Genomic DNA, 24,369 nt, shown 5'->3' with positions numbered 1-24,369 from the left:
ATGCTCGACTCCTATGGGATAAGCGGAAAGGCTGAGACCCCACAGGCTTGCCGAGGAGGCGAAAGAATTTCGCCCCATGGAAAGCGAGCATCCTGTAATGGAAATCAACATCACGCAGGCTCCTTTTACGAAAATTTGATAATTATGGTTGGAAAGATTGTTTTTCAACAGCGTGATAAAAAGTTAACTAATACAGTTAGCTTTTTTATTTCTCAAAATCCTTTTATTATTATCAAAACTAAGTAAATGGTTACATGTTTTTGTTCTTTTAGACAAATAATTTAATAAAACACAATAACTATAAAAAAGGTAATAAGAGTATAATCCTGAAAATTAGTAACTTAAGTCTTGAATTACTACTTTTTACTTATGATAAAAAGAAGTTTAGTATCTTAATACACTTATTTAAGGGGGCGTATTTGTTGAGAAGAAGTAAAATTGTTATTTCATTTCTTACTTTTGCTTTAGCAGGTTCTTTATTTTCAAATACAGCACTTGCAAAAGAGGAGAAAGTTAATACTTATGAAAAGATTGATCTTGTAGGTCTTGGAGATTCCATAACATTTGGTTTCAATTTAGGTACTACGAATAGTATACCATCAGATTATGCGTTCCCTTTTCTTATTGGTGAAAACGCAAACCTTGAAGTTCGTGATTTAGGCGTTCCAGGTTGGACGACAGCTAATCTTTTACAAGCAATAAAATATGATACCAATTTCAGACAATCAATAAAACATGCAGACTATATTACTTTGGACATAGGTAATAATGATTTGTTACATACTTTGAAAAAAAGTAATCATTTAGAACAACTTCCTGGAAAAATTACTTCAATGATGCCGAAATTAACAGGGAATTTAAATAAAATAATTAAGGAAATTCGTGAACTTAGCGATGCTCCGATTGTTTTGTACAATATCTATAATCCATTTCAAGTAAATAATCAACCGATGCATAAACTATCAAATCAATTATTATCATTCATCATTAATCCTAAAATTGCTAGCATTGCAGGTAAATACAAAAATGTAAAAATAGCTGATGCTTTTTCAGCGTTTGATGAAAAGCAAGCAACGTATGTTAGACAGGGAGATATACATCCAACGATTGATGGACAAACTGTACTTGCTAATATCGGAAGGAATGCGCTCGGTATAAAAAAGTAATAATTTTGTATTAAGTTTTTTTAATTTAACTTAATTATAGTTAGCGATTAACCATAGATTGTGGTTAATCTTTTTTTTTGTTTTATTTCTTATGTTAATTAATTTTGAATGGAGACATAACACATTCATCATAGAACTATATATTAATATTTACTAAAAATGCCGCTTGGATTTTGATTTTATATTTAGGAGTGATCTAATGGAAAGTATCCATGAGATACTAAATGAGATTACATCAGCTAAAGAGGGTGATGTACTAGCTACAATTATTCATGTAGAAGGCTCAGCCTACCGGAAAGAAGGAACTTCCATTTTATTTAAGGGAAATGGGAAAGAGGTTGGCTTACTAGGTGCCGGTTGCCTTGAAGCAGATTTGTCATATCGAGTTCAAGAAACAAGAGAACGGAAAACACCTCAAACTGTTATTTATGACATGAGTGCAGAAGATGATTTAACATGGGGCGATGGAGCAGGGTGTAACGGAATTATTACTGTACTTTTGGAGCCAATTGATGAAATTATGTTTAATTTACTAACTAAATTAAAAACATTCCTATTAAATGGTACGAGTGTATCGATGATGAAAATTTTGTCGGATGATAGTAATGACGTTGAAACTTTATTCTTAGTGGATGAAAAGACCTTTTTTGGAAATTGTAATCAAGGAAAATTAGAGCGGGTTAAAAGTGTTCTTAATGAATTACATTATTCTAATGAAAAAAGTGGGATACGAACGATTGAACCGCTTGATACTAATACGTATTTACATACTTTTCATCCAAAGCCTCGATTATTCGTGTTTGGTGCAGGTAAGGATGCGATTCCTTTAGTAAAACTTGCATCTTTAGCAGGATTCTTTGTAACTATAACCGATTGGCGTGCGGATTTATGTTCTAACGAATATTTTCCAGACGCAGAACAAATCCTAGTGGGCTTTCCGAGTGAAATCATACCAAGACTTAAATTGACTGCTTCTGATTCTGCTATCATCATTACCCATCAATTCCAAAAAGATAAGGAAATATTAAATCATATTTTAAATAGTAATCTTAAGTATTTAGGAGTTCTTGGTGGTAAAAAACGAATCCAACGTCTTTTGGAAGGTAAAAAAGTAGATACAGAAATAAATAGCCCAGCTGGCCTGCAAATTGGTGCTGAGGGCCCAGAAGAGATTGCAATCAGTATTGTTGGTGAATTAATTCAGAGACAAAGAATAAAGAAGATATCTAAGCATGAAGAATAGTAGAATCATTGCAATTTTACTTGCTGCTGGTAGTAGTAAAAGAATGGGGCAGAATAAAATTTCACTTCCTTTAGGTAATTGTACAATTGGAAGTTTCGGGTTACGGAAATTTATCAATTCTAATATTGACCATGTTTTTGTCGTAACAAAAGAAGATGATTCACTAAATTGGATTAGCAAAGATCTTTTTCAAAAACCTTATAAAGATTCATGGACACATGTTCCATGTACAAATGCTAACAAGGGACAATCATATTCTTTAAAATGTGGTTTAACTCAAGCCCTAAAAACAAAGCCTTTAGGGGTCATGATCCTCCTCGCAGACCAACCTTTTTTATCGATCCAAACGATTAATGAATTACATCAAACTTATTTAAAGCGTATTAGTGACAAATTAACAATTCCTTATTTAGCAGCAAGCTTTCAAGGTGTTCCTAGACCACCAATCATCCTATCGCCAAATATGATACCTGACTTATACATGTTAAATGGAGATGAAGGAGCAAGAGCAATTATTCGGAATCATACTAAATTAGAAGGTTTGTTAGTTGAATTTGAGAATAAGTGGGATTTTTTCGATATCGATACAAAAGAAGCGTATGATGTAGCGAAAGGAATTGAGCTTAATGGTGATTAATCAAGGACATGCAAACTTTCATTATCCTGCTGTATGGATTCCAGATACACTTGAAAAAGCATACAAATTAAAACAGGAATTCCTTAATGAATCATGCATAATCGCAGGTGGAACTCTTTTACAAACTTATTGGGAAAAGGGAGTACAGTATCCTAAAAATCTAATAAGTATTGAAAACGTAAAAGAATTGCAGGAGTATAAGTTGATGAAAAATAATCGTCAAACCTTTATCCTAATTGGAGCATTAACCACTTTAGATTGTTGTAGGAGTAAACCAATTTTCCTTAAAAATGTCCCAATATTAGTTGAAGCCATTCGCAATATTGCATCTCCAGCTATTCGAAATAGAGCAACAATTGGGGGAAATATTGCAAATGGTAATGGTGATGTCATTCCTGCATTATTAGTACTTGATGCGAGTCTTATATTATATGATGGACATCATATGCGAGAAATAAAGTTAACAGAATGTATAAAAGATGAGAAATATCTATCAAATTCCATTCTCGTGAACGTTAAAATACCTGTACAAACAAAGAAAGCTAGTGAAAATTATTTCTATAAAAAAATAGGATTAAGAGAGAGTTTTTGTCAAAGTATTGTGAGTATATCTGGTTATTTCAAAATTGGCAAAAAAAAGGTGATTGAACAAGTTTACCTAGCTGTTAGTGGTAGCTCTTTTTCACCTCAGAGGCTAGTAGACACCGAAGAGATGATTAAAAAGTTATACCTACCATCTTATCAATTAAAGGAAATAGCTCAAGCAATCAAAAAGGAATTCAAACCTCCTTCTGACCATTTTACATCCTCAAACTATAAACAGGAGATTACAACTAATATTATTGTTTACGAGATTACTAAAATAGTTAGTAAATAAGAGGTGAACAATGAGTGAAAATTTGATTCCAACAGAAAAAGAAAGAAGAGTTCGTCCGGATGGTTTAAGTAAGGTGAACGGTGAAATGAAATATCTAACAGACCTTTCCTTCCCAAACATGTTATATGGAAAAGTATTAAGAAGCACTGAGCCGCATGCAGAGATTTTATCTATATCAATTGATGAAGCTGAAAAACTTTCGGGGGTTAAAGCGATTGTTACTTATAAGGATATCCCTGGTTTAAATGGTTTTGGTTTAATATTCCCTGACCAACCCGTTTTTTGTAAAGATCGAGTAAGATATGTCGGTGATGCAATTGCTGCTATTGCCGCTGATACAGAAGAAATTGCTGAACATGCACTGGATTTGATAAAAGTCGAATATAGAAAGCTACCTGTTATAAATAGCCCTGAAATAGCTCTCCGCAAAGACGCTCCTAAATTACATGAACAAGGAAATATTTTACATCAAGCTAAATATCAAAAAGGTGATGCTTACCAAGGCTTTCGTGAATGTAATACAATTGTAGAAGAAACTTATGAATTACCTAGGCAAATGCATGCCTATATGGAAACAGAAGGAGGAATCGTAGTCCCTGAATCAAGTGGGAATCTAACAGTATATGTTGGAACACAGCATGGTTTTAAAGATCGTTTTCAATTGTCCAGAATCCTAAATATGCCAGAAGAAAATATTCGAATTATCTCCAGCCCAATGGGTGGTTCATTTGGAGGTAAAGATGAATTAAATATTCAACCATATGGAGCATTGTTAGCTTTAAAAACTAAATGTCCAATTAAAATTCACCAAAGTAGAAGTGAGTCTGTTAAGTCTGGCATAAAGCGTCATCCAATGAAAATTACAATGAAAACCGGTGTAAACGAAAATGGAGAAATTGTGGCACATAAAGTGAAAATTATTGCTGATACAGGTGCATACGCAACATTAGGTCCAGCGGTTTTAGAATTTGCAATTGGCCATGCCTCAGGACCTTATATCATACCTAATATTGACATTAAAGGATACTCAGTGTTTACAAATAATGGAGTAGCGGGTGAATTTAGAGGTTTTGGTGGAAATCAAATTACATTTGCTCTTGAAGGACAAATAGACCGAATTGCTGAAAAACTAAAAATGGATCCAATTGAATTTCGTTTTAAAAATTTAAGAAAAACAACTGATTTAGGGCCATTAGGTCAAAAGATTGTACCAACAAATGGTGCTTATGATGTATTAAATCAAATATCTAAAACACCAATACAAAATAATCAAAATGAAAAAGAGCTTAGTCAGCATTGGAAGGTATATGGAAAAGGAATTGCACTTACAATGCATGGTGGGGGACTTGGATATGAAAGAATAGATCCAGCTGGAGGCCGTTTATCGTTTACACGAAAAGGTAAAATTGAAGCGGCATTTGGATTTGAAGAATGTGGTCAAGGTTTACTTGCAGTCATCCAAACATTATTACTTGATGAATTTAATTGTTCAATCAATGATATTAATATTATTATAGGCGACACTGAGCAAGTGCCAGTTAGTGGTTCTTCAACAGCTTCTAGGGCTACAAGCATGGTTTGGCATTCCCTAAAAAGAATGAAAGATGCATTTATCAATCAGATTCTTGAACTAGCCCAAAAATTTACTAGATTACCTATGAATATTCTTAAAATGGGACCGAATGGAATTTGGGTGAAAGTTAAAGGTAAAGAAGATAAATTTATTATGTCTTATAAAGAGCTTGCTCAAAAAATGCCTCAAAAAAAAGAAATAATTGTTCAAACTTCATTTGATTTTCCAACAAGTCCTGATGCTACTATTGGAGGAAGTAACTATGTTTATTCCTTCGCATCCGTTTTAGCGCAGGTTGAGGTTGATCTCCTTACTGGTAAAAGTAAGATCATTGGATTAGACCAGGTAGTTGCTGCTGGACCAGTTGTTAATCCTTTAGGGTATAAAGGACAAATAGAAGGTGGAGGTGTAATGGCTTTAGGGTATACATTGATGGAAGATTCGTTAATGGAAAATGGAGTTTATGTTTCTGATAACTTTGATACGTATCTAATACCAACAATTTGTGATGTACCTTGTAAATTAAATGTAGAACCAATTGAAAAACTTGATGAAGAAGATTCATTTGGACCTAGAGGAGTTGGAGAAATCGGAACAGTTGCTGTTGCTCCTGCAATTGCTAGGGCAATTTTTGATGCAACAGGGTGTTGGATCAATAAATTACCAATTTCACCAGAATATTTATTGAAATTAATAACTTCAAGGAGATCAGATAATGGGTATGAATAAATATGATCAAGATCAACCTATTCATTTGCTTGAACTTAATTTAAAAATAAATAATATTGAAAAACAACTACATGTTGCTCCAACAACGCGTCTTATTGACATTTTACGAGAACATTTAAATATGACAGGAACAAAAATTTCTTGTGAAATTGGTCGATGTGGTGCGTGTGCTGTCCATATGGATCATAAACTAGTTAATTCATGTTTAATGATGGCTTATCAAGTAAATAATACTTCAATTTGTACAATTGAAGGGATAGCAGATGTAGAACTCCATCCTATACAGAAAGCTTTCTTAGAAGAAGGAGGGTATCAGTGTGGATACTGTACTCCGGGTATGATGATGGCTGTAAAAGCACTCATCGACACAAATTCAAATCCAACAGAGGATGAAATCAAAGAAGCATTATCGGGTAATCTATGTAGGTGTACTGGATATACAGGAATTATACGCTCGGTCCAAAAAGCAATTGCAATGATAAATAAGATTTAATTATTTAAGTATAAATAACACTAATTTTAAATTTTGTCCTTCTATATTTCCCCTATAGTAAATAGTGGAAATATGAGGGGATTTTTTGCGTTTAGAGATATTTTTTAATTTTCTTTATGGTGCAATTCCTGGTTTTTATACTTCGAATATAATAATCAATCTGGTGATTAATAATAATACAGATAAACTGTCCCTATTTTGTTTGTTTATTTCTTTTAAATATTTTGATGAAATCATAAATTGGTTAATTGTTTTTATTAACTGATTAGTAAGACTGGAATTTATTTCCGAAAATTCAGAAATATGATATTCTAAAATACACTGGGTAGTTTAGATTTTTAGTCATCAAAAAAGGAAGGAGTATGATGACTTTGGTTTCAAATAGTAATTTACCATTAAATGAAGAAAACCAATTAATTAATCATGTTGACTTACATGAAGTTTTTAATAACATGGCAGAAGGATGTTACTATTTAAATTCGAATTAAGTGCTATATAATCACTTATAAGTTGATAGAAGTAATTATAAATTCTTATATAATATGGGTAAAATAAATAAGAGTATGGTGTTGGTAACACGAAACTTAAGCACAACACCCGTATTGATACTGCTGACAAATACGTCCTTGGGGAAGGACGGTTACTTCTTTTTAGCAGTAATATATTGATGATGGCAACGATAAAGCGAATTAGCGCAATCGTTGCCTTAACACTTTCTAGCAAATGATTGTTTCAGTCTCCATCAGATCATACATTGTGAGTTTTGTCACAAAAAATACATAAGATAGAGAATTTACTCTAACCTTTATATGCTAAATTTAACTTGTGAAAGTCATAACAAACAAAAAGGTGGTAATCTTATGATTTTAGTGATCGGATTTTGTACAATGCTTTTATTTTATCTAGTCGCAATCACAACTTTAGTTATTTTAACATGTAAACAAGGACCACAAGATTGTATAATGGAAGACATCACAAAATTAGCACATAAGTAAATTTTTTAAGTCATTATAAAGTTCATTAAATGGGGTGCCAAAAAATTCGGTAAACTGAAATTTGGCACCCCTTTTCTATTGATTAACAGGAACTTAAAAAGATACAATTAATACATAAATAAAAGTTTATTAAGACTAACAAAGTCTAACATAATTCATACTTTAATTAGAAGAACTTCTATTTGGCTAACAGACAAAAGGAGTGTGCAAGATGGAACGGAAAAAAATAAATAAGCTTATAATTTGGATGTTAATTTTGTCGCCGGTTTTATTCTTCCTAATACCGATATTAGTCGGTTTAATTTTAACGCATCCATTTAGACGAAAAACAGAACAGACGCCTGCCGATTATAATTTGCAATTTGAAGAGGTTGAATTTAAGAGTAATCTTGATCAAGTTGTGCTAAGAGGATGGTGGATACCATCAAAACATTCAACAACTAAAACTGTCATAACTGCACACGGGTACACAGATGAACGAAGTCAAAAAAAGATTAATGGTCTTCGAATAGTGCAATCAATCCATGAAAAAGGGTATAATGTATTGATGTTTGACTTCCGTAATAGTGGAAAATCAGGTGGACGAACAACAGGAATTGGATATTATGAACAGCATGATTTATCGTCGGCAGTGGAATATGTGATTAACCAACGAAAACAACAAGAAATTGTTTTGCTTGGATGGAGTATGGGTGGGGCGACTTGTTTACTGGTTGGTAGTCTTCATCCGCAAATTAAAGGCGTTATTGCAGATAGCCCATTTCATGATTTACAAACTTATTTGGAAGATAATTTAAGCGTTTGGTCAAAATTACCTAAAAAACCGTTTACTTCAATCATTTTACGTTCGATGAAACATTTATTAAAGATCGACCCAAAAGAAGTATCTCCAGTTATATCAGTTCAAAAAGGAAATTCTACAAATTATTTATTAATTCATGGAAAGAATGATTTGAAAGTACCATTCAGTAGTAGTGAAATGATTTATGAACAAATCCCTAATGAAAACGAAAAAACATTATGGCTTACAGAACATGGACATATTACAACATTTATAGAAGAACCGGAACCATATACGAAGAAAGTAATAGATTTTATTGAAAAGACGTTTTCAAATGCAAATTAAATAACTAATTAGATTTTGTGAAACAGATGAACCTTAAAGAGCGGTTTATCTGTTTTTTTATTTGAGAAAGATATTCTTCAGTACATGAAAGTAGAGCGTGTAGAAAATACTATTATTTATAAAGTTTAAATAAAAAGTATAATTTTTGCCCCAAAAGCTCTATTTTACTAAAAAGGCAGGCGAACTAAAATGGCAAATGAATATCGTTCGCGAGAGGAACGTAAACGGCTGGAAAAGCCTTCTAAAATTTCCAATAAGCCAGAAGGCTTATGGAAAAAAATTACTGTAACATTATTATCAATCGTAATTGTTTTCATACTGATTGGTGTAGGAATATTTTCATATTTAGTTAGCGGAGCACCTGCATTAGATGAATCAAAACTCAAAGTACCATTATCTTCGACGATTGTTGATAAGGATGGCAAAGTTGTAGCAGAGTTAGGTAGAGAACAACGTACAAAGGTGTCCTACAGTGAAATTCCAAAGGTTGTAGAAGACGCATTTATTGCTACTGAAGATGTGCGGTTTTATAAACATAAAGGCGTAGACATTCGAAGGGTATTCGGTGCAGTTTTAGCGAATATTACTGGTGGTTTCGGATCGCAAGGTGGAAGTACAATCACCCAGCAAGTAGTAAAGAACTCATTTTTATCTTCTCAAAAAACAATTAAGCGTAAAGTTCAGGAAATGTACTTAGCATTTAAATTAGAACAAAGATACTCTAAACATCAAATATTAGAAATGTATTTAAATAAAGTCTACTTTTCAAATGGACTTAAAGGGCGAGGAGTATATGGTGTAGCCAAAGCTTGTGAAACTTATTTTAGTAAAGATTTATCTAAAATTACCTTACCAGAAGCAGCAACTTTAGCAGGTATGGTGAAGGCTCCAAATAGCTATAATCCTGCAAAGCACCCTATTGAGTCACAAAATCGTAGAAATACGGTTTTAAGTCAAATGAAAAAATATGGCTATATTACAGATGAACAATATACAACTGCAAAAGCAATTCCAATGAAATCATTAGTAAAGGTTCATGAATCTGGTGGGACAAAATACAATTCATTTATCGATGTAGTCGTAAATGAAGTAGAAAAAAACAGTGATGCAAATGTTTATACTGATGGATTAACGATTGAAACAACATTAGATCCAAATGCTCAGGATAAAGCAGATGAAATATTAAGTAGAGGTAAAAGCTTCTATCCTAGTGATGAATTTCAAACTGGATTTGTATTATTAGATACGAAAACGGGTGAAATTCGAGCAGTAGGTGCTGGTAGAAATACAAGTTCTGGTGGTTTAAACTTTGCAACTGATATTAAAAGACAGCCGGGATCTTCAATTAAACCTATTCTTGATTATGGTCCAGCTATTCAGTATTTAAAATGGTCAACTTATCATCAAATTCTTGACGAACCTTATACATATTCGAATGGTACACCTATTAGAAACTGGGATCGAAAATATAAAGGTGATATTTCAATTCGATTAGCATTAGTCGATTCACGAAATATTCCAGCATTAAAGACTTTCCAGGCTGTAGGAAGTGATCGTTCTAGAGAATTTGGGAATGGTTTAGGGTTTAATTTTTCGAAAAATACATATTATGAATCTTATTCTATAGGAGGATTCACAGGTGTATCAGCAATGGAGATGGCAGGAGCTTATGCTGCATTTGGAAATGGTGGTATTTATAATAAGCCTCACTCTGTTAAAAAAATTATTTATCCTGATAAAACTGAAAAAGTATTTGAAACTGAGCCTAAACAAGTAATGAGTGATTATACTGCATATATGGTAACAGATATGCTTCGCGATGTAGTAAAAACACCACTTGGTACTGGTAAGAGAGCAAATGTACCAGGACTTGATATGGCAGGAAAAACAGGTACGACAAATTACTCTGATGAAGTAAAACAAAAATACGGATTTCCGGATAACGCAACTCGTGATAGTTGGTTTATTGGATATTCTTCTGATGTTACAATGGCTGTTTGGACAGGGTATGAAAAAAATAAAAAGAATAATTTTCTTGGTAAAGGTTCAACGAATATTGCCAAATTCATTGCAAGAGATATGTTAGCGGCCAATGGAGATCGAAACGCTATATTTAGAAAACCTTCATCAGTTGAAGAAATTCGAAACGAATTATACATTCGAGGAGAAAAAGTAGATGATATTCCTAAAGATATAGTGATTGAGTCTGCAAAAAATGTTAAGGCAAATTATGACCCTGTTACAAGTAATATTTCTTTAAATTGGACGTATCCTGCAAATCTGCTTCAAAAAACGTCATTTGAAGTCAGTTATACTGTAAATGGTGCAGCGGGACAAACTCAAAGAATTCAGGGTACAGCAACAAGTATTAATGGAATTGTCCCTGGAGATATTGTGAAAATAACGATTATTGCTATAAGTACTGAAGGTAAGAGTGGACCAGTTACAGTTACTGTTGATTTATCTTCTACTGAACAACCAACTACACCACCTACAAATGAAGGTGGACAAGGAACCGGAAATGGACAGGGAAATGGACAAGGAACTGGAAATGAGCAAGGGAATGGAAACGGGACAGGAGAAGGGACAAACCCAGGTGATCAAACGCCGGGTACAGGAGGAAACAATGGTGATAATATTGTAAATCCGATCGTCCCTAACCCTAAAAATCCTCATTAAATTTAAATTTAAAACGCATTGAGAAAATATCAATGCGTTTTTTCAAGTGAATAAAGTTAAAGGAGTATTAAAATGGAAGATAAAATAAGTATTAATATTTTTTTAAAAGATTCGGATAATCCATATGCAAGTTATTATAGCGATGACTATTTACACTTAAGCTCTGATTTAGAAGATTTTATATTATCTAAACTACTTAGTGCTAAAAGAAAAAATATAGAGCTACTATTTGTTGGTCAAAATAATTTTGATGAAAATTCATTAAAAACTGCAACGTTGAACTCATTTTCTAATCTCATGAAAACTGATGAACGAATTTATGCTAGAAATATTAAAAAGACAATTATTTTATTTGTTTTTGGTATTATCATTGGCCTGTTTTATTTAAAGCTTCAAAAAAGTCATGCCTATATCGGAGGCATATTAAGCATAGTATGTTGGGTATTTATTTGGTCAGGTACAGAAGTATATTTCTTTGAAAATATGCAAATCAAACAAAAGATTAAAAAGTGTAAGAATATTCTTAATGCAAATATTTACAAAAAATGAGAATGCTAATGCCCCCAAAAAATCGAGGGCATTAATTTGGTTGTTTTATTTAATAGGATCTGCTTTTTGAAAGTATCTTTCAAGTTATAATATGATTTTTTTAATCGTTCATTATATAGAGGCTTTTCCCATTATTTCCAAGTATAAGTATAAAAAATTATCCATTAAAAGATTTCCATTTTTTTGTCTAACAGTTGAATAGGATAATTCCTTATTTGAATCAGTAGGACGATAAGTAAGTACAGCTACTTGAATTTTCTTTATTTTTTTGTGGCTTTCTAATCCACTTTTCCAAAGATCGTCCATTACTATTTATTTATTGCAAATGCCGGTTGAAAAAATTGATGAGAATAGAGAAACTTTAAAGACACAACAAAAAATGATTGAGGAACAAAATAAGAGAATAAATACAATCGTAGATAAATTAATTGAAAAGATGTAATGATTAGCCTAAAGATGAAGATTTTTTTGATTTATCTAGTATCATCATTTTGGAGTTAAGAATGGTTTGTTTAGAGTTAACTATAAAATAAAAAAAGAATCTTAAAAATAATAAAACCGCAATTCGAAAATAACCGAAATGCGGTTTTTACTTTTATATTTGGTAGTTTTTAGGAATGGAATTGATGTCTTAAATAAGGGGTTGGGAAGAAATGTAGAGAATAGGTATTTTACTTTAATAATCAATCAAGCTTTTAGTACTTTGCTTACAAACTGAAGACTGCTTAGCGGTCTTCAGTTTGTTTGCTAAAAAAGAATCATATGAAAAAAATTTAAGTCAAGTCATTATTTCTGTAATTTTATTAAACTAAAAAATCAGAATGATAAATATAAATGAGTAATAGAGCATAAATAGAATATAGCGGAGGAGTGAAGGATGATAAAGGGATTAAAATTAGTGGGGCTAATCGCTTTCATTACGATTTTGAATGTGATTGTATTCTCTCCAGGTTTAATCGGAATCCAATTAATTAATGCGAGTGCATTTCAAACTGCATTTGGGGTATCGTTCATAATAGCGAATTTGTTAGTACTTCTATTTAGTATGTTTCAACTATATTTCAAACCTGTTAAAGATAAGCCAATTAAGCAGCTAAAAACAAATGAAGATTTCGTTCTTGCTTTAAGTCGATATAAAAATAGTAAAGTACTAAAAGAAGATATTATTACTTCAATTGAGCAAATCGAACGAATGAAAAAGAAAAAAGGCGTATTTTATAACTTATTAGCCGATCGATTTTCTCCAACCGAAATTACATACAACAAGTTTGCATCTGTTGTGGACGAGGTTGAGACATTATTTTATTTAAGAATAAGAAACATCCTAAACAAGATTAGTACTTTTGATGAACTTGATTATAAAAAAATAAAGGGGAAAGACGGATTACGATACTCAAAGTCATTAATTCAAGAGAAAACAAATCTTTTTAATGAATATATCAAATTCGTAAAAAGAGCAATTGAAATGAATGAAGAGATTCTTGTTAATATTGATAAATTAATTTTAGAAATTTCAAGGCTAGATGAAATAGGAATCGATGATATTGAAAAAATGGAATGTATGAAAGAAATCGATTCGTTAATTCAACAAACAAAATATTATAGGCAATGAATGAAAGGATGATAAAAATGAGGAAGTTTCTTTTTGCATCTATTGCAGTAATCGTTGTAGTTTTTCTTCTTGTCTATATTGGAATTAATATGACTTCGGAAGATAAAGCTGTGAAAATTACTGATAAAAATAAAAATCAGCAATTAGCTAAAATGATCTCAAAAATAAATATTTCGAAAGCAAATCCAATTAAAGGTCAAATTGACTTAAGTACAGCTGATGTAGCAAGTGAACTCCCTGATATTTCAAAATTTCCTGTATCTGTAGACAATACGACTGATCGTTTTGTTGAAATTTTTTCATCTACGGAAAAATCAAGTGATGGAAAAAATGGCTGGTTAAACGAAGTCGCAAATGAGTTTAATGATGCAAAATTCAATCTAGATGGTAAGCAAGTATCTGTAAAAATTAGAAACATTGCATCTGGTACTGCAACAGACTTTATTAAATCTGGTAAATATGTTCCTGATGCCTTTACACCGTCAAATGAACTTTGGGGGCAAATGATTACAGCAAGTGGAGTACAAACAGAAACCGTATCCTCGCGATTGGTTGGGAATGTTCCTGGTATTGTCATTTCAAAGACAAAATATAATGAGTTAATGAAAAAGTATAGTAAAGTCGATCCGAAAACCGTCATCGAGGCAATGACAAAAAATGAACTATCAATGGGATATACCGACCCATTTACTAGTTCAACGGGACTAAATTTTTTAGTTGCGACTTTAAATTCCTTTGATTCAAAAGATGTACTAAGCGATACTGCTGTGAGAGGCTTTGAAAGCTTTCAAGCAAATGTGCCATTCACTGCTTCTACGACTCTACAAATGAGTGATGCAGCAGAATCAGGCGTTCTAGATGCATTTGTCTTAGAATATCAAACATTTGTTAATTCACCTGATTTAAAAAATAGTTACGAATTTATACCATTTGGAGTGCGTCACGACAGTCCACTTTATGCTTTAGGGAATTTACCAAAAGAGAAAATGGATATTTTGAAAAAATTTGCTGAATTTACTAGTCAAACTAATCTTCAATCACTTGCGAAACAAGATGGGTTTAATGGGTTGAATAATTACAAATCAGAGCTTAAAACGATTGATGGGGATACTTTAAGTGCTGCACAGAAACTTTGGAAAGGAAAGAAAAATACTTCAAATCCAATAGCTGCGGTTTTTGTAGCAGATGTTTCAGGTAGTATGGATGGTAAACCATTAAATGAGCTAAAAGAATCACTCCTTAAAGGTCAAAAATATTTAGGAAGAGATAATAGTATTGGCTTAATTTCATTTTCTGCCGATGTTACGATCAATCTTCCAATTGCAAAATATGATGCAAATCAACAATCAAAATTTGTTGGTGCCGTATCTAGCCTCGATGCAAGTGGAGATACAGCAACAAACGATGGAATCCTTGTTGCCATTAATATGCTAAAAAATGAAATGAAAAAAAATCCAAATGTAAGACCGCTCATTTTTGTCCTAACCGATGGCGAGACCAATCATGGGAATTCATTGAAAAATGTAAAAGGAATCATAAAAGCATATAAAATTCCAATTTATACGATTGGTTATAACGCTAATATTAAAGCGCTTGAAAGTATTTCGAATATTAACGAAGCTGCAAATATTAATGCTGATTCAGATGACGTAATCTATAAAATTCGTAATCTCTTTAATGTTCAACTTTAATAAGTAGGAGGATTTAAGAATGTCATTTTCTATGCAAGTTGTAAATGAAGAGGAAATCAAGGCAGTAATTGAAGAACAAGTAAAGCCTGTACCAGAGGAATTAATGAAATTAAAGGCAACAGCGGATGCAAATGTAGCGATGATTATGGAATTAGACACTGTATCAAAGGAAACATACGAAAAACGAAAAGAAATTCTTCAATCAATTGAATCATTTGGATTACAGACGATGAAATCCTCTTCCAATAAAAATTCTCTTCTAAAGGTTTCACTTGGTCAACTTGCTAAAAGTGGAGACGAAGGTGGTCAAGTTGCAAAAGGATTATCAGAGCTTCAAGTTCAATTAAAGGATTTAGATCCTAGTGCAATTAATTTTGCAAAATCGGGTTTTTTAGGTAAGTTATTTAATCCTATTCGTTCATATTTTCAAAGATTTGAAAAAGCAGATGTCGCTATCGCAGATATCGTAATGTCACTTGATAAGGGGAAAAAAATTCTTGAAAATGATAATACGACATTAGAGCATGAACAATTATCACTTCGTATGCTTTCAAAAACACTAGAGAAGGAAATCCAACTTGGAACATTAATGGATGAGTCAATTGAAAATCAAATTGAAAAAGCAAAAATCGAAGGGGAAGATCAAGAAAAAATTAAATTCATCTCAGAGGAAGTTCTTTATCCGTTACGACAACGAGTCATGGACCTACAGCAAATGTTAGTTGTCAATCACCAAGGAGATATGTCATATGAGGTTGTTATTCGGAATAACCGTGAATTAATTCGTGGTGTTGAACGAGCAAAAACGGTAACGATTTCTGCGCTGAATACAGCTGTAACGGTAGCAAGTGCTCTATATAATCAAAAAATTGTTTTACAAAAAATCACTGCTTTAAATCAAACAACAAATACGATTATTGAAGGTACTTCTAGATTATTAAAGGAGCAAGGAGTTGCAATCCAAAAGCAAGCCATGGAGTCAGCGGTTTCTGTTGAAACACTAAAAACTTCATTCACAAACGTCATATCAGCGTTTGAATCGATTAGTACATTTAAACAAGAAGCTTTACCGAAAATGCGTCAAACAATCCTACAATTTCAAGAATTAGCTGAAGTCGGTTCTAGGCAGATTCAAAGACTTGAAAAAGGGGATCGAATCGGATTATAGAAGATACTGGAAAAAGATATGTAGTAAGTGACATATCTTTTTTCAATTAGCCTTTTTCTACCATTCATACTCCATGTAATTAGTTCTATTTATGTACAACAATTAATAGGATTCTATAGTGGTAAAAAGGAGGGGGAAAGTGTGAAGCATTATAGAGTTATTGGGAAAAGTGTTCCTAAAAAAGAAAGCTGGGATAAGGTATCCGGTAGGGTTAAGTATATTGATGACGTTCAAGAGGTTGGTACACTACATGCCAAACTCGTAACGAGTACCCATGCTCATGCAATTTTAGGTGATATCGATACAAAGGAAGCGTGGAAGGTCAAAGGTGTACGGATGATCATTACTGGAAAGGACTATCCGCTGCTTTTAGGTACAACGATAAAAGATCGACCATTGCTTGCATTTGAAAAAGTACGTTACTATGGTGAGCCAATTGCCATGGTCATAGCAGATACGGAAGCTATTGCTATTAAAGCATCTACTTTAATCTGTGTTCAATACGAACCCCTTCCTGTCGTTAATTCACCTGAAGCTGCATATGAAAAGGATGCTCCCCTCGTACATGAAAATGTTGAACAATATTTAATTGATGAATCATCTGGATTAACAGGTACGTCTGGTGGAATCCAGCCTATACCTGGTACAAATATAGCAAACATACAAGGAATCCGAAAAGGGAATATTGATCGAGGCTTTGCTAACTGTGACGTCATTGTAGAAGAAGAATTTTCATTTAACCAATCTGATCATACAGCAATCGAGACAAGATGTGCGGATGTAGAAATTAAAAAGACCGGCGAGGTTATAATTCACTCTGCTTCCCAAGAACCATTTGAAATGAAAGATTTAATTAGTGAAACATTCAATATTGAAGAAGGGAAAGTACTTGTAAATATCCCGTTAGTCGGGGGCTCGTTTGGTGCTAAAACAAGTGTGCAATTAGAACCGCTAGCATATGTAGCCTCTAAGTCAGTTGGTGGAAGAAGAGTTAGGCTTCGTAATAGTCGTGAGGAAGATATTGTTACATCTCCAGTTCATATCGGATTACATGCAACAGTTAAGATGGGATGTACAAATGATGGTAAAATACAAGCTCTAAAACTCTTTTTTTTATTTGACGGTGGTGCATATGCTGAAAGGTCTGTTCCGATAACGAAGGCTGCAGCATTTGACAGTACTGGACCATATAAAATAGATAACGTTTGGTGTGATTCATTATGTATGTATACAAATCATCCGTATGTAACTGATTTTCGGGGATTTGGACGGACAGAAGCTGCTTTTGGTGTAGAACGAACAATGGATATAATGGCTAAAAAACTCGGGATAGATCCTTTAGAATTTCGTCTATTAAATGCGATTCAGCCAGGTGATACTTCACCTACGCAAGTACTTTTGAACAAAAGTAATCTAGGAGATATAACGGAATGTTTGTTGCAGTTAAAGGAACTAATGAATTGGGATAGAGGACAACGAATTGAAATTTCGGATCGCTTTGTCCGTACAAAAGGAATTAGTTGTGCTTGGAAGAATGGGGATCCACCTCCTGGAGTGGGAGCGGGGACTATTTTAACTTTTAACAAAGATGGAAGTATTAATATTATTAGTGCTGCTGTAGAAATTGGGCAAGGTACTAAAACCGTATTAACTCAAATGGTTGCTGAAAAAATGAACATGGACGAAGATGAAGTGTTTATTCAAATGGAAGTAAAGACCCAGGATTCTCCTGATAATTGGGAAACTGCTGCCAGTCGTACAACATATATGTCTGGAAATGCAGTGCTTAAAGCATGTGATGATGCCATTAGACAATTAAAAAGGACTGCATCCATTGTACTGAAAGTTCCGAAAGATGAATTAGATGTGGCTAATAAAAAAGTATTTAAAAGAACGGACCCATCTGTTTCAATTGATTTTTCTGAGATAGCGCTTGGATATATTTATCCTAATGGTAAAGTAGCCGGAAATCAGGTTGTTGGAAGAGGGACATATATGATTCCTGGCTTAACAGAAATGAATCCAGTTACTGGAAAAGGTGTTCAAGGACCTGAGTGGGGTGTGGTCGCACAAGGTGTGGAAGTTGAATTTGACAGGAGGGATAATACATTTAAGTTATTAAGAGCAGTAACTGTTTCGGATGCAGGTCAAATTTTAAATTATAAAGGCGCGGAGACACAAATAACAGGTGCGATGAATATGGGACTTAGCTTTGCAACGAGGGAAGGATTTATTTTTGACGACGAAGGGAAAGTCTTAACGACACAATTTCGATCGTATAAAGTTATGCATTTTGGAGAGCAACCAGAGTATATTGTTCAATTCGTTGAAAACCCAGTAAAAGGTGCTCCATATGGGTCCCGAGGTCTAGGAGAACACGGTTTAATGGGTATGCCTTCAGCGGTCGCAAATAGTTTATCTCTTGCTGCTAATGTTTCACTACAAAAGTTGCCCTTAACTCCGGAATTTATATGGAAATCAAGGCTAGAAGCTGGGGAGGTGTATTAATGCTCCACTTCAATTTTGATTATTATCGACCTTCTACAATCAAGGAAGCAGTAGATTTATTTGTTAAACTCGATAAAAAAGGAAAGAAACCTATCTATTTTAGCGGTGGAACGGAGGTTACTACTTTAGGAAGATTGAATCTGATTCATACGAAGGCAGTAATCGATGTAAAAGGAATTCCTGAATGTAATGCCCTAGAAATTAAGGAGAATTCCGTGGTCGTTGGAGCAGCCCATACATTAACAAGAGTATTTGAATCGAAAATTTTCCCTCTACTAGGTGAGGCGTGTGTGCGAATCGCTGATCGAACTTCGAGGAATCAAATTACTTTTGGCGGTAATCTTGCTAGTGACATCATCTATCGTGAAGCAATTCTTCCATTGCTGCTTTCTAATAGTACATTAGTGATAGCAGGCATTGATGGAGTCAAAGAGTACCCAGTAGAAGAAATTTTTAATGAAAAACTACGCTTAAAACGGGGAGAATTTTTAGTTCAAACCAAATCTGATGGAATATATAGAAAGTTTCCTTTCTTTATTGATAAAAAAAGGAAAAGTGAAAAGGTTGATTATCCTCTTATTACACTTGAATTATTAAAAGTTAATCGCGCATACCGGTTAGCAATTAGCGGATTATGTGCGTATCCATTTCGTTCTTATGAGATGGAGCAAGCTTTAAATAACACGAATCTATCAGCCCTGGAGCGGATTAATCAGGCCATTCTTGCAATACCAGCACCGGTCATAAGTGATATACGTGGTTCAAGGGAATATCGTATTTTTGTCTTAAGGAACTTACTTCTAGATGGATTAGTTTATTTGGGAGGAGTGAGAGCGTGATACAGAAATTAAATCTTGATATAAACGGAGAACAACGAACGGCGACTATTAGAATGGCTGATACGCTTTTAGATGTTTTAAGGGAAAAACTAGACTTAACAGGAGCAAAACGTGGCTGTGAAAACGGTGATTGTGGGGCTTGTACGGTAATAGCGGACGGATTACCAGTAAAAACATGTATGATGTTAGCGGTTGATGCAGTCGGAAAGAAACTAACAACAATTGAAGGCTTACATGATGATCCAATGCAGCGTGCTTTTGTGGAAAAATGGGCTTTTCAATGCGGGTATTGTACTTCGGGTTTTATCCTAAACGCTCATGCACTTGTAACCGAGCATCCTGACGCAACTGAAGAGGTCATCGAAGAATGGCTTAGTTCAAATATATGTCGTTGCACTAGTTATCAGGAAATTAAAGAAGCCGTATTATCGGTTTTAAACGAACAACGGGGTAGACCTAGAAATAGACGTTAGAAAAATACATTTCTCTTAAAATATTAAAAGCCTACGTTAATAAAAACGCAGGCTTTTACATTTTTTAGAATTACAGTTAAAAAGAAAATTAGTGGTCTTTAGGTTTTTAACATTTTTTGAAATAAATTGGAATCGTTCCAATTGGCGTAATCTGGTATGGAATAGGGTTCAAAACGACTGGTACTGGAGGCAGATTGGCAATAACACTTTTCCGATTCTTATGACGAGAACCTTTAACACCTACTTTTACATGTTCACTATTCGATTCATTTTTATGAATGTTTTTCTCATCATTCCGACCAAATAAAAAATCATCGAACTTATTATTTGAAGCCATGTTAACACTCCTAAATTTAAATTTTCGTATGTATACCTAATATATACAAATTTAGGATTAATGAATGGGCAGGTTAGGGGTACTTCTTTAATTGAATGCATTTTGATAAACAATTAATTTGCGAAACGTTTCACCTCTTTAGTAATCTATTTAAAGTTTGGGGGATATAACCACTAATAATCTTGGTTTTATTAAATTGTAAAAATATGAATCACGCTATTATTTCGATCTCATTCGTTTAAGATCTTCTTTTGGAGGAAAACCAAATAATCGAGAGTATTCTCTACTGAACTGGGATGGACTCTCATACCCTACTCGGAATGCTACATCTGCTGCATCTGAAGATTCGGATAGTAAGAGAAGTCGCGCTTCCTGTAATCTTAAGTGCTTCTGAAATTGTAGAGGACTCATTGCAGTTACGTCTTTAAAATGTCTATGTAGGGACGAAACACTCATATTTGCTATTTCTGCAAGCTCTTCAATTCGTAAAGATTTGTAAAAATTCGCTTTAATTTGTTCAATAACTTCACTTATTCGATTAGTAGTGCTACCTTCTATGGCAATTTGTTGCAATATACTCCCATTCTGTCCACGCAAAACTTTGTAGAGAATTTCTTTTGTAAAAATAGGTGCAAGAATTGGAATATCTTCAGCTGAATCTAATAAACGGGCCAATCTAATGACTGCATCTAAAATCGAACCCTCTAACTCGTTGACAAAAATTGCTCGTTTTGCATTTTCCTTTGAATTAGTGGGAATTTCAGTATCCGTTAAAATTTCTAAGATTTGACTAGGATTAAATTCTAGTTTTAAAGCTAGATATGGAGCGCTTGGTGTAGCTTCAATAACTTGGCCTGTAACAGGTAAATCAACGGATGCTACTAAATAATTTCCAGGGCCATATTTTAAACGTTCATTTCCTAGTAATAATTCCTTTACACCAGAAACAACAATACATAGGGACGGCTTATAGACCCTGTATTTAGGATCAGTAATATTTGACTCCCGAATGAAAAATAACGAGTTAATTGAGGTCTCGTTAACACCTTCATGACTAGTATTACGATCAATAATTTGGATTAGTTCGCTTAGATAAGAAACGTTAATTTCAGACATATAGTCCTCCTTGCTTACTTTATATTAATAGAAACATAAAAATTTTTCATAGAATATGTAAAAATGAGAGGATTAGGCAATCATTTAGGAGGAATGAGTTAACGAACACTGCTTATTTTATTGCATAATTAAGTATATCAAACATATCTTCAAAACTATAATATTACCATTTCACCTATGAGGAAATAAATTTAAAACCCTTAAGGGAGAGATTCTTATGAAACTGATTGCATTAGACTTGGATGGTACTACACTCAACAGTAATAAAATAATAAGTGAAGAAACGTTAAACTCGATTAAAAAAGCTCAGGCAGCAGGACATATCGTGATGATTTTATCCGGGCGTTCACCAAGTTCAGTAAATGATGAACTTTCAAAGTATGGCTTAAATTGTCCAGTTGGAGGTCATAATGGAACTGCATTATATGTGAACGGTAAATTAATTGAACTAAATTCAATAGGGAGACCTCAAATACAAAAAATCGCCTCAGAAATTGAGAGTGAAGACTTACCGTACAATATTTCTACAAATAAGGGAATATTTGCTCCAAGTAATTGGGATAAACGATTTAAACATGTTGTTTCATCTGGGCGTGTTCCGAAAGAATACTTCTCAAACAGACACTTCAAAATGTTTACTACACCTCCAAATGTATATGGGCATTCGTTTTTTAACAAAGTTCATGAAATAATTGATAATAAGGATTTTACGATTCAAAAGTTTCTTATTTTAACCCTTGAACCAAAACAAATGGAGAGACTTGAAAAAAAATTAAGATTCATAGATGATATTTTTGTTACGAGTGCCTCACCTTTTAATCTTGAGGTTACACATCTAAATGGAAATAAAGGGTATGGTTTAAAAGCAATGGCTAAATATTTTAATATTCCGTTAGAAAATACAATAGCTATTGGAGATGAAAAAAATGATCTACCGATGTTTAATATAGCCGGATTATCAATAGCCATGGGGAATGCTGAAGAAGCAGTAAAGCTCTCATGTGATGTTGTTACATTAAGTAATGATGAAAATGGTGTTGCTTATGCATTCGAAAAATATATTTTTAAAGAGTCAAATGTACTATAATAGTATAGAAATCTAAATACATCTAAATAAGCAACGTTTTCCTTGGTTAAATGTACGAGTATATTACATTATCCAAGGTTGTTTTTTTGTCTATTTTAACTAATCGATTAAAATATAGAATGGTAAGGGGGACTGAATTTTGGTTAGACGGATAAAAGATCTATTTGCCATTAAGGGGTATAGTTTATTTGTCATCTGTTTATTATTTGTAGGGATCGGACTTTCAATCACAACTCCTTATTTATCACTGTATTCTACAAAATATATAGGGATGAGTTCTGGAGCATTTGGTATCTTCATGGCAGTGATATCATTAAGTGGTGTTTTAGTTAATACATTTATTGCTGAACGTTCTGATCGAGGGATTGACAGAAAATGGATTATTATGATTGCGATGATTTCATCAGCAATAGGATATGCATCGTATTTAATATTTCATAACTACTACTTATTATTAGTTTTTGTGGCTTTATTTAATGGATTAGGTGCAGCGGCCATGCCACAAATTTTTGCATCCGCACAGGAGTCGGCAAATGCAAGTTTATCTAAAGACAAGACTTTAGCATTATCAACTTTACGCTCACTTGTTTCTTTAGGATTTTTAATTGGACCATTAGTAGGTACTTTAATTTTAAGAGCAAAAGGTTATCATGGACTATTTTGGGGTACATCTAGCATTTATGTAATGATTACGCTTCTAGTATTCTTCTTTTTAGAAAAGAAAAAGCCAGTTCAGAACAATATAAAAAAGAAAAACAAGACAAAAGTCACGGCCGCTAAACGAAAACAACTTAGACTACCATTTATTGCTTTTATCTTATTATTTGCAGTTAGTTCGATAAATTGGATCAACACACCTCTTTTTATCGTCAATGAGTTACATGGTACAAATACAGATGTTGGATTAGTCGTAAGTATATGTGCAGGTATAGAAATTCCAATCATGCTTGTGTTGGGGGTACTTTCTAAAAAAATCTCGAACCATGCATTGATGATCTACGGTTGCTTTATTGGTTTACTCTATTACTTAATCTTAAGCATATCGACACATACATGGGAGTTAATCGTTGCTCAGTTACTACAGGCAACATACATTGCTATCGTAATGGGTAATGGTATTAGTTATTTTAACGACTTACTACCAAATTCACCGGGCTTTTCTGCATCAATTTATGCGAATTGCTCGACGATTGGAAGTTTAGTAGGAAATTTAGGCGGAGGTCTGTTTGCACAATTAGCAGGGTATCGTAATGTATATTTACTTTGTATATTGTTTGTAATTTGTTCACTCTTTATATTATGGAAATCCAAAAACAATGTGGAAATGGAAATATCGACAAGTCATAGTCAGTCTGTGTAGTTGATTAATTGTTGATGAATTACACATAAATAACGTATGATTGATCGTTTTTATAAAGCTGATCATACTCGAACAGGAAAAGGCACAGACCTTGGTTAGCCAATTGCTAAA

Annotated in this window: 22 protein-coding genes; 20 read left to right on the top strand and 2 right to left on the bottom strand. The window is 33.4% G+C overall.

Features of this window, described 5'->3' with window-relative positions; translation table 11 throughout:
• The 18 genes from COJ46_RS24805 to COJ46_RS21795 form a co-directional block, all read left to right on the top strand.
• On the top strand, positions 1-246 hold a 246-nt coding region (locus COJ46_RS24805; protein WP_098566288.1), incomplete at its 5' end, for a hypothetical protein.
• 176 nt (positions 247-422) lie between these two features.
• The gene (locus COJ46_RS21865) at positions 423-1,166 is read left to right on the top strand and encodes a GDSL-type esterase/lipase family protein (RefSeq protein ID WP_286145534.1); all 744 of its coding nucleotides are present in this window, start codon (positions 423-425) and stop codon (positions 1,164-1,166) included.
• Positions 1,167-1,365: 199 nt separating this feature from the next.
• The gene (locus tag COJ46_RS21860) at positions 1,366-2,409 is read left to right on the top strand and encodes an XdhC family protein (protein WP_098566287.1); all 1,044 of its coding nucleotides are present in this window, start codon (positions 1,366-1,368) and stop codon (positions 2,407-2,409) included.
• Positions 2,399-3,046, top strand: coding sequence for an NTP transferase domain-containing protein (locus COJ46_RS21855; protein WP_097977066.1), 648 nt, complete (start codon positions 2,399-2,401; stop codon positions 3,044-3,046). Before COJ46_RS21860 ends, COJ46_RS21855 begins: the two co-directional genes overlap by 11 nt.
• Positions 3,036-3,923 carry an FAD binding domain-containing protein gene (locus COJ46_RS21850; RefSeq protein ID WP_097977068.1) on the top strand — a complete coding sequence of 296 codons (888 nt, stop codon included), beginning with the start codon at positions 3,036-3,038 and terminating at the stop codon, positions 3,921-3,923. Before COJ46_RS21855 ends, COJ46_RS21850 begins: the two co-directional genes overlap by 11 nt.
• A 10-nt stretch (positions 3,924-3,933) precedes the next feature.
• Complete coding sequence (gene pucD, locus COJ46_RS21845; RefSeq protein WP_097977070.1) at positions 3,934-6,225, top strand: xanthine dehydrogenase subunit D; 2,292 nt, start codon at positions 3,934-3,936, stop codon at positions 6,223-6,225.
• On the top strand, positions 6,218-6,718 hold the full coding sequence (locus COJ46_RS21840) for a (2Fe-2S)-binding protein (protein WP_097977227.1): 501 nt from the start codon (positions 6,218-6,220) through the stop codon (positions 6,716-6,718). The genes pucD and COJ46_RS21840 overlap by 8 nt, the downstream gene beginning before the upstream one ends.
• Before the next feature lie 365 nt (positions 6,719-7,083).
• A complete protein-coding gene (locus tag COJ46_RS25150) occupies positions 7,084-7,206 on the top strand; it encodes a hypothetical protein (RefSeq protein WP_286133584.1) in 123 nt (40 codons plus the stop codon).
• 372 nt (positions 7,207-7,578) lie between these two features.
• Complete coding sequence (locus COJ46_RS25145) at positions 7,579-7,713, top strand: hypothetical protein (RefSeq protein ID WP_286133585.1); 135 nt, start codon at positions 7,579-7,581, stop codon at positions 7,711-7,713.
• Positions 7,714-7,924: 211 nt separating this feature from the next.
• Complete coding sequence (locus COJ46_RS21835) at positions 7,925-8,839, top strand: alpha/beta hydrolase (protein WP_097977073.1); 915 nt, start codon at positions 7,925-7,927, stop codon at positions 8,837-8,839.
• A gap of 189 nt (positions 8,840-9,028) precedes the next feature.
• The gene (locus COJ46_RS21830; protein ID WP_097977074.1) at positions 9,029-11,518 is read left to right on the top strand and encodes a transglycosylase domain-containing protein; all 2,490 of its coding nucleotides are present in this window, start codon (positions 9,029-9,031) and stop codon (positions 11,516-11,518) included.
• A 72-nt stretch (positions 11,519-11,590) separates the two neighbouring features.
• Positions 11,591-12,067 carry a hypothetical protein gene (locus COJ46_RS21825; RefSeq protein ID WP_097977076.1) on the top strand — a complete coding sequence of 159 codons (477 nt, stop codon included), beginning with the start codon at positions 11,591-11,593 and terminating at the stop codon, positions 12,065-12,067.
• 877 nt (positions 12,068-12,944) lie between these two features.
• The gene (locus COJ46_RS21820) at positions 12,945-13,679 is read left to right on the top strand and encodes a hypothetical protein (protein WP_097977078.1); all 735 of its coding nucleotides are present in this window, start codon (positions 12,945-12,947) and stop codon (positions 13,677-13,679) included.
• A gap of 8 nt (positions 13,680-13,687) precedes the next feature.
• Positions 13,688-15,370, top strand: a complete 1,683-nt coding sequence (locus COJ46_RS21815) for a vWA domain-containing protein (RefSeq protein ID WP_097977080.1) — start codon at positions 13,688-13,690, stop codon at positions 15,368-15,370.
• A 19-nt stretch (positions 15,371-15,389) separates the two neighbouring features.
• Positions 15,390-16,538 carry a toxic anion resistance protein gene (locus COJ46_RS21810; RefSeq protein WP_097977082.1) on the top strand — a complete coding sequence of 383 codons (1,149 nt, stop codon included), beginning with the start codon at positions 15,390-15,392 and terminating at the stop codon, positions 16,536-16,538.
• Between the two features lie 141 nt (positions 16,539-16,679).
• A complete protein-coding gene (locus COJ46_RS21805) occupies positions 16,680-19,046 on the top strand; it encodes a xanthine dehydrogenase family protein molybdopterin-binding subunit (protein ID WP_097977084.1) in 2,367 nt (788 codons plus the stop codon).
• Positions 19,046-19,885: an FAD binding domain-containing protein gene (locus tag COJ46_RS21800; protein WP_097977086.1), complete on the top strand. Its 840-nt coding sequence runs from the start codon at positions 19,046-19,048 to the stop codon at positions 19,883-19,885. The genes COJ46_RS21805 and COJ46_RS21800 overlap by 1 nt, the downstream gene beginning before the upstream one ends.
• The gene (locus tag COJ46_RS21795; protein WP_097977088.1) at positions 19,882-20,358 is read left to right on the top strand and encodes a (2Fe-2S)-binding protein; all 477 of its coding nucleotides are present in this window, start codon (positions 19,882-19,884) and stop codon (positions 20,356-20,358) included. The genes COJ46_RS21800 and COJ46_RS21795 overlap by 4 nt, the downstream gene beginning before the upstream one ends.
• Before the next feature lie 106 nt (positions 20,359-20,464).
• Here the strand turns inward: COJ46_RS21795 and COJ46_RS21790 are convergent, their stop codons facing one another.
• Together COJ46_RS21790 and COJ46_RS21785 are read right to left on the bottom strand one after the other, a co-directional pair.
• On the bottom strand, positions 20,465-20,695 hold the full coding sequence (locus COJ46_RS21790; RefSeq protein WP_097977090.1) for a hypothetical protein: 231 nt from the start codon (positions 20,693-20,695) through the stop codon (positions 20,465-20,467).
• A 219-nt stretch (positions 20,696-20,914) separates the two neighbouring features.
• Complete coding sequence (locus COJ46_RS21785; protein ID WP_098566286.1) at positions 20,915-21,811, bottom strand: AraC family transcriptional regulator; 897 nt, start codon at positions 21,809-21,811, stop codon at positions 20,915-20,917.
• Between the two features lie 217 nt (positions 21,812-22,028).
• On the opposite strand from COJ46_RS21785, the gene COJ46_RS21780 reads away from it, so the two are divergent.
• Positions 22,029-22,898, top strand: a complete 870-nt coding sequence (locus tag COJ46_RS21780) for a Cof-type HAD-IIB family hydrolase (protein WP_097977092.1) — start codon at positions 22,029-22,031, stop codon at positions 22,896-22,898.
• A gap of 139 nt (positions 22,899-23,037) precedes the next feature.
• Positions 23,038-24,258, top strand: a complete 1,221-nt coding sequence (locus COJ46_RS21775; RefSeq protein ID WP_098566285.1) for a sugar efflux transporter — start codon at positions 23,038-23,040, stop codon at positions 24,256-24,258.
• The last annotated feature ends 111 nt before the right edge of the window (positions 24,259-24,369 follow it).

The organism is Bacillus sp. AFS077874 (assembly GCF_002566505.1).
GTDB lineage: Bacteria > Bacillota > Bacilli > Bacillales > Bacillaceae_G > Gottfriedia.
This window is presented reverse-complemented; position numbering and strand designations above follow the sequence as displayed.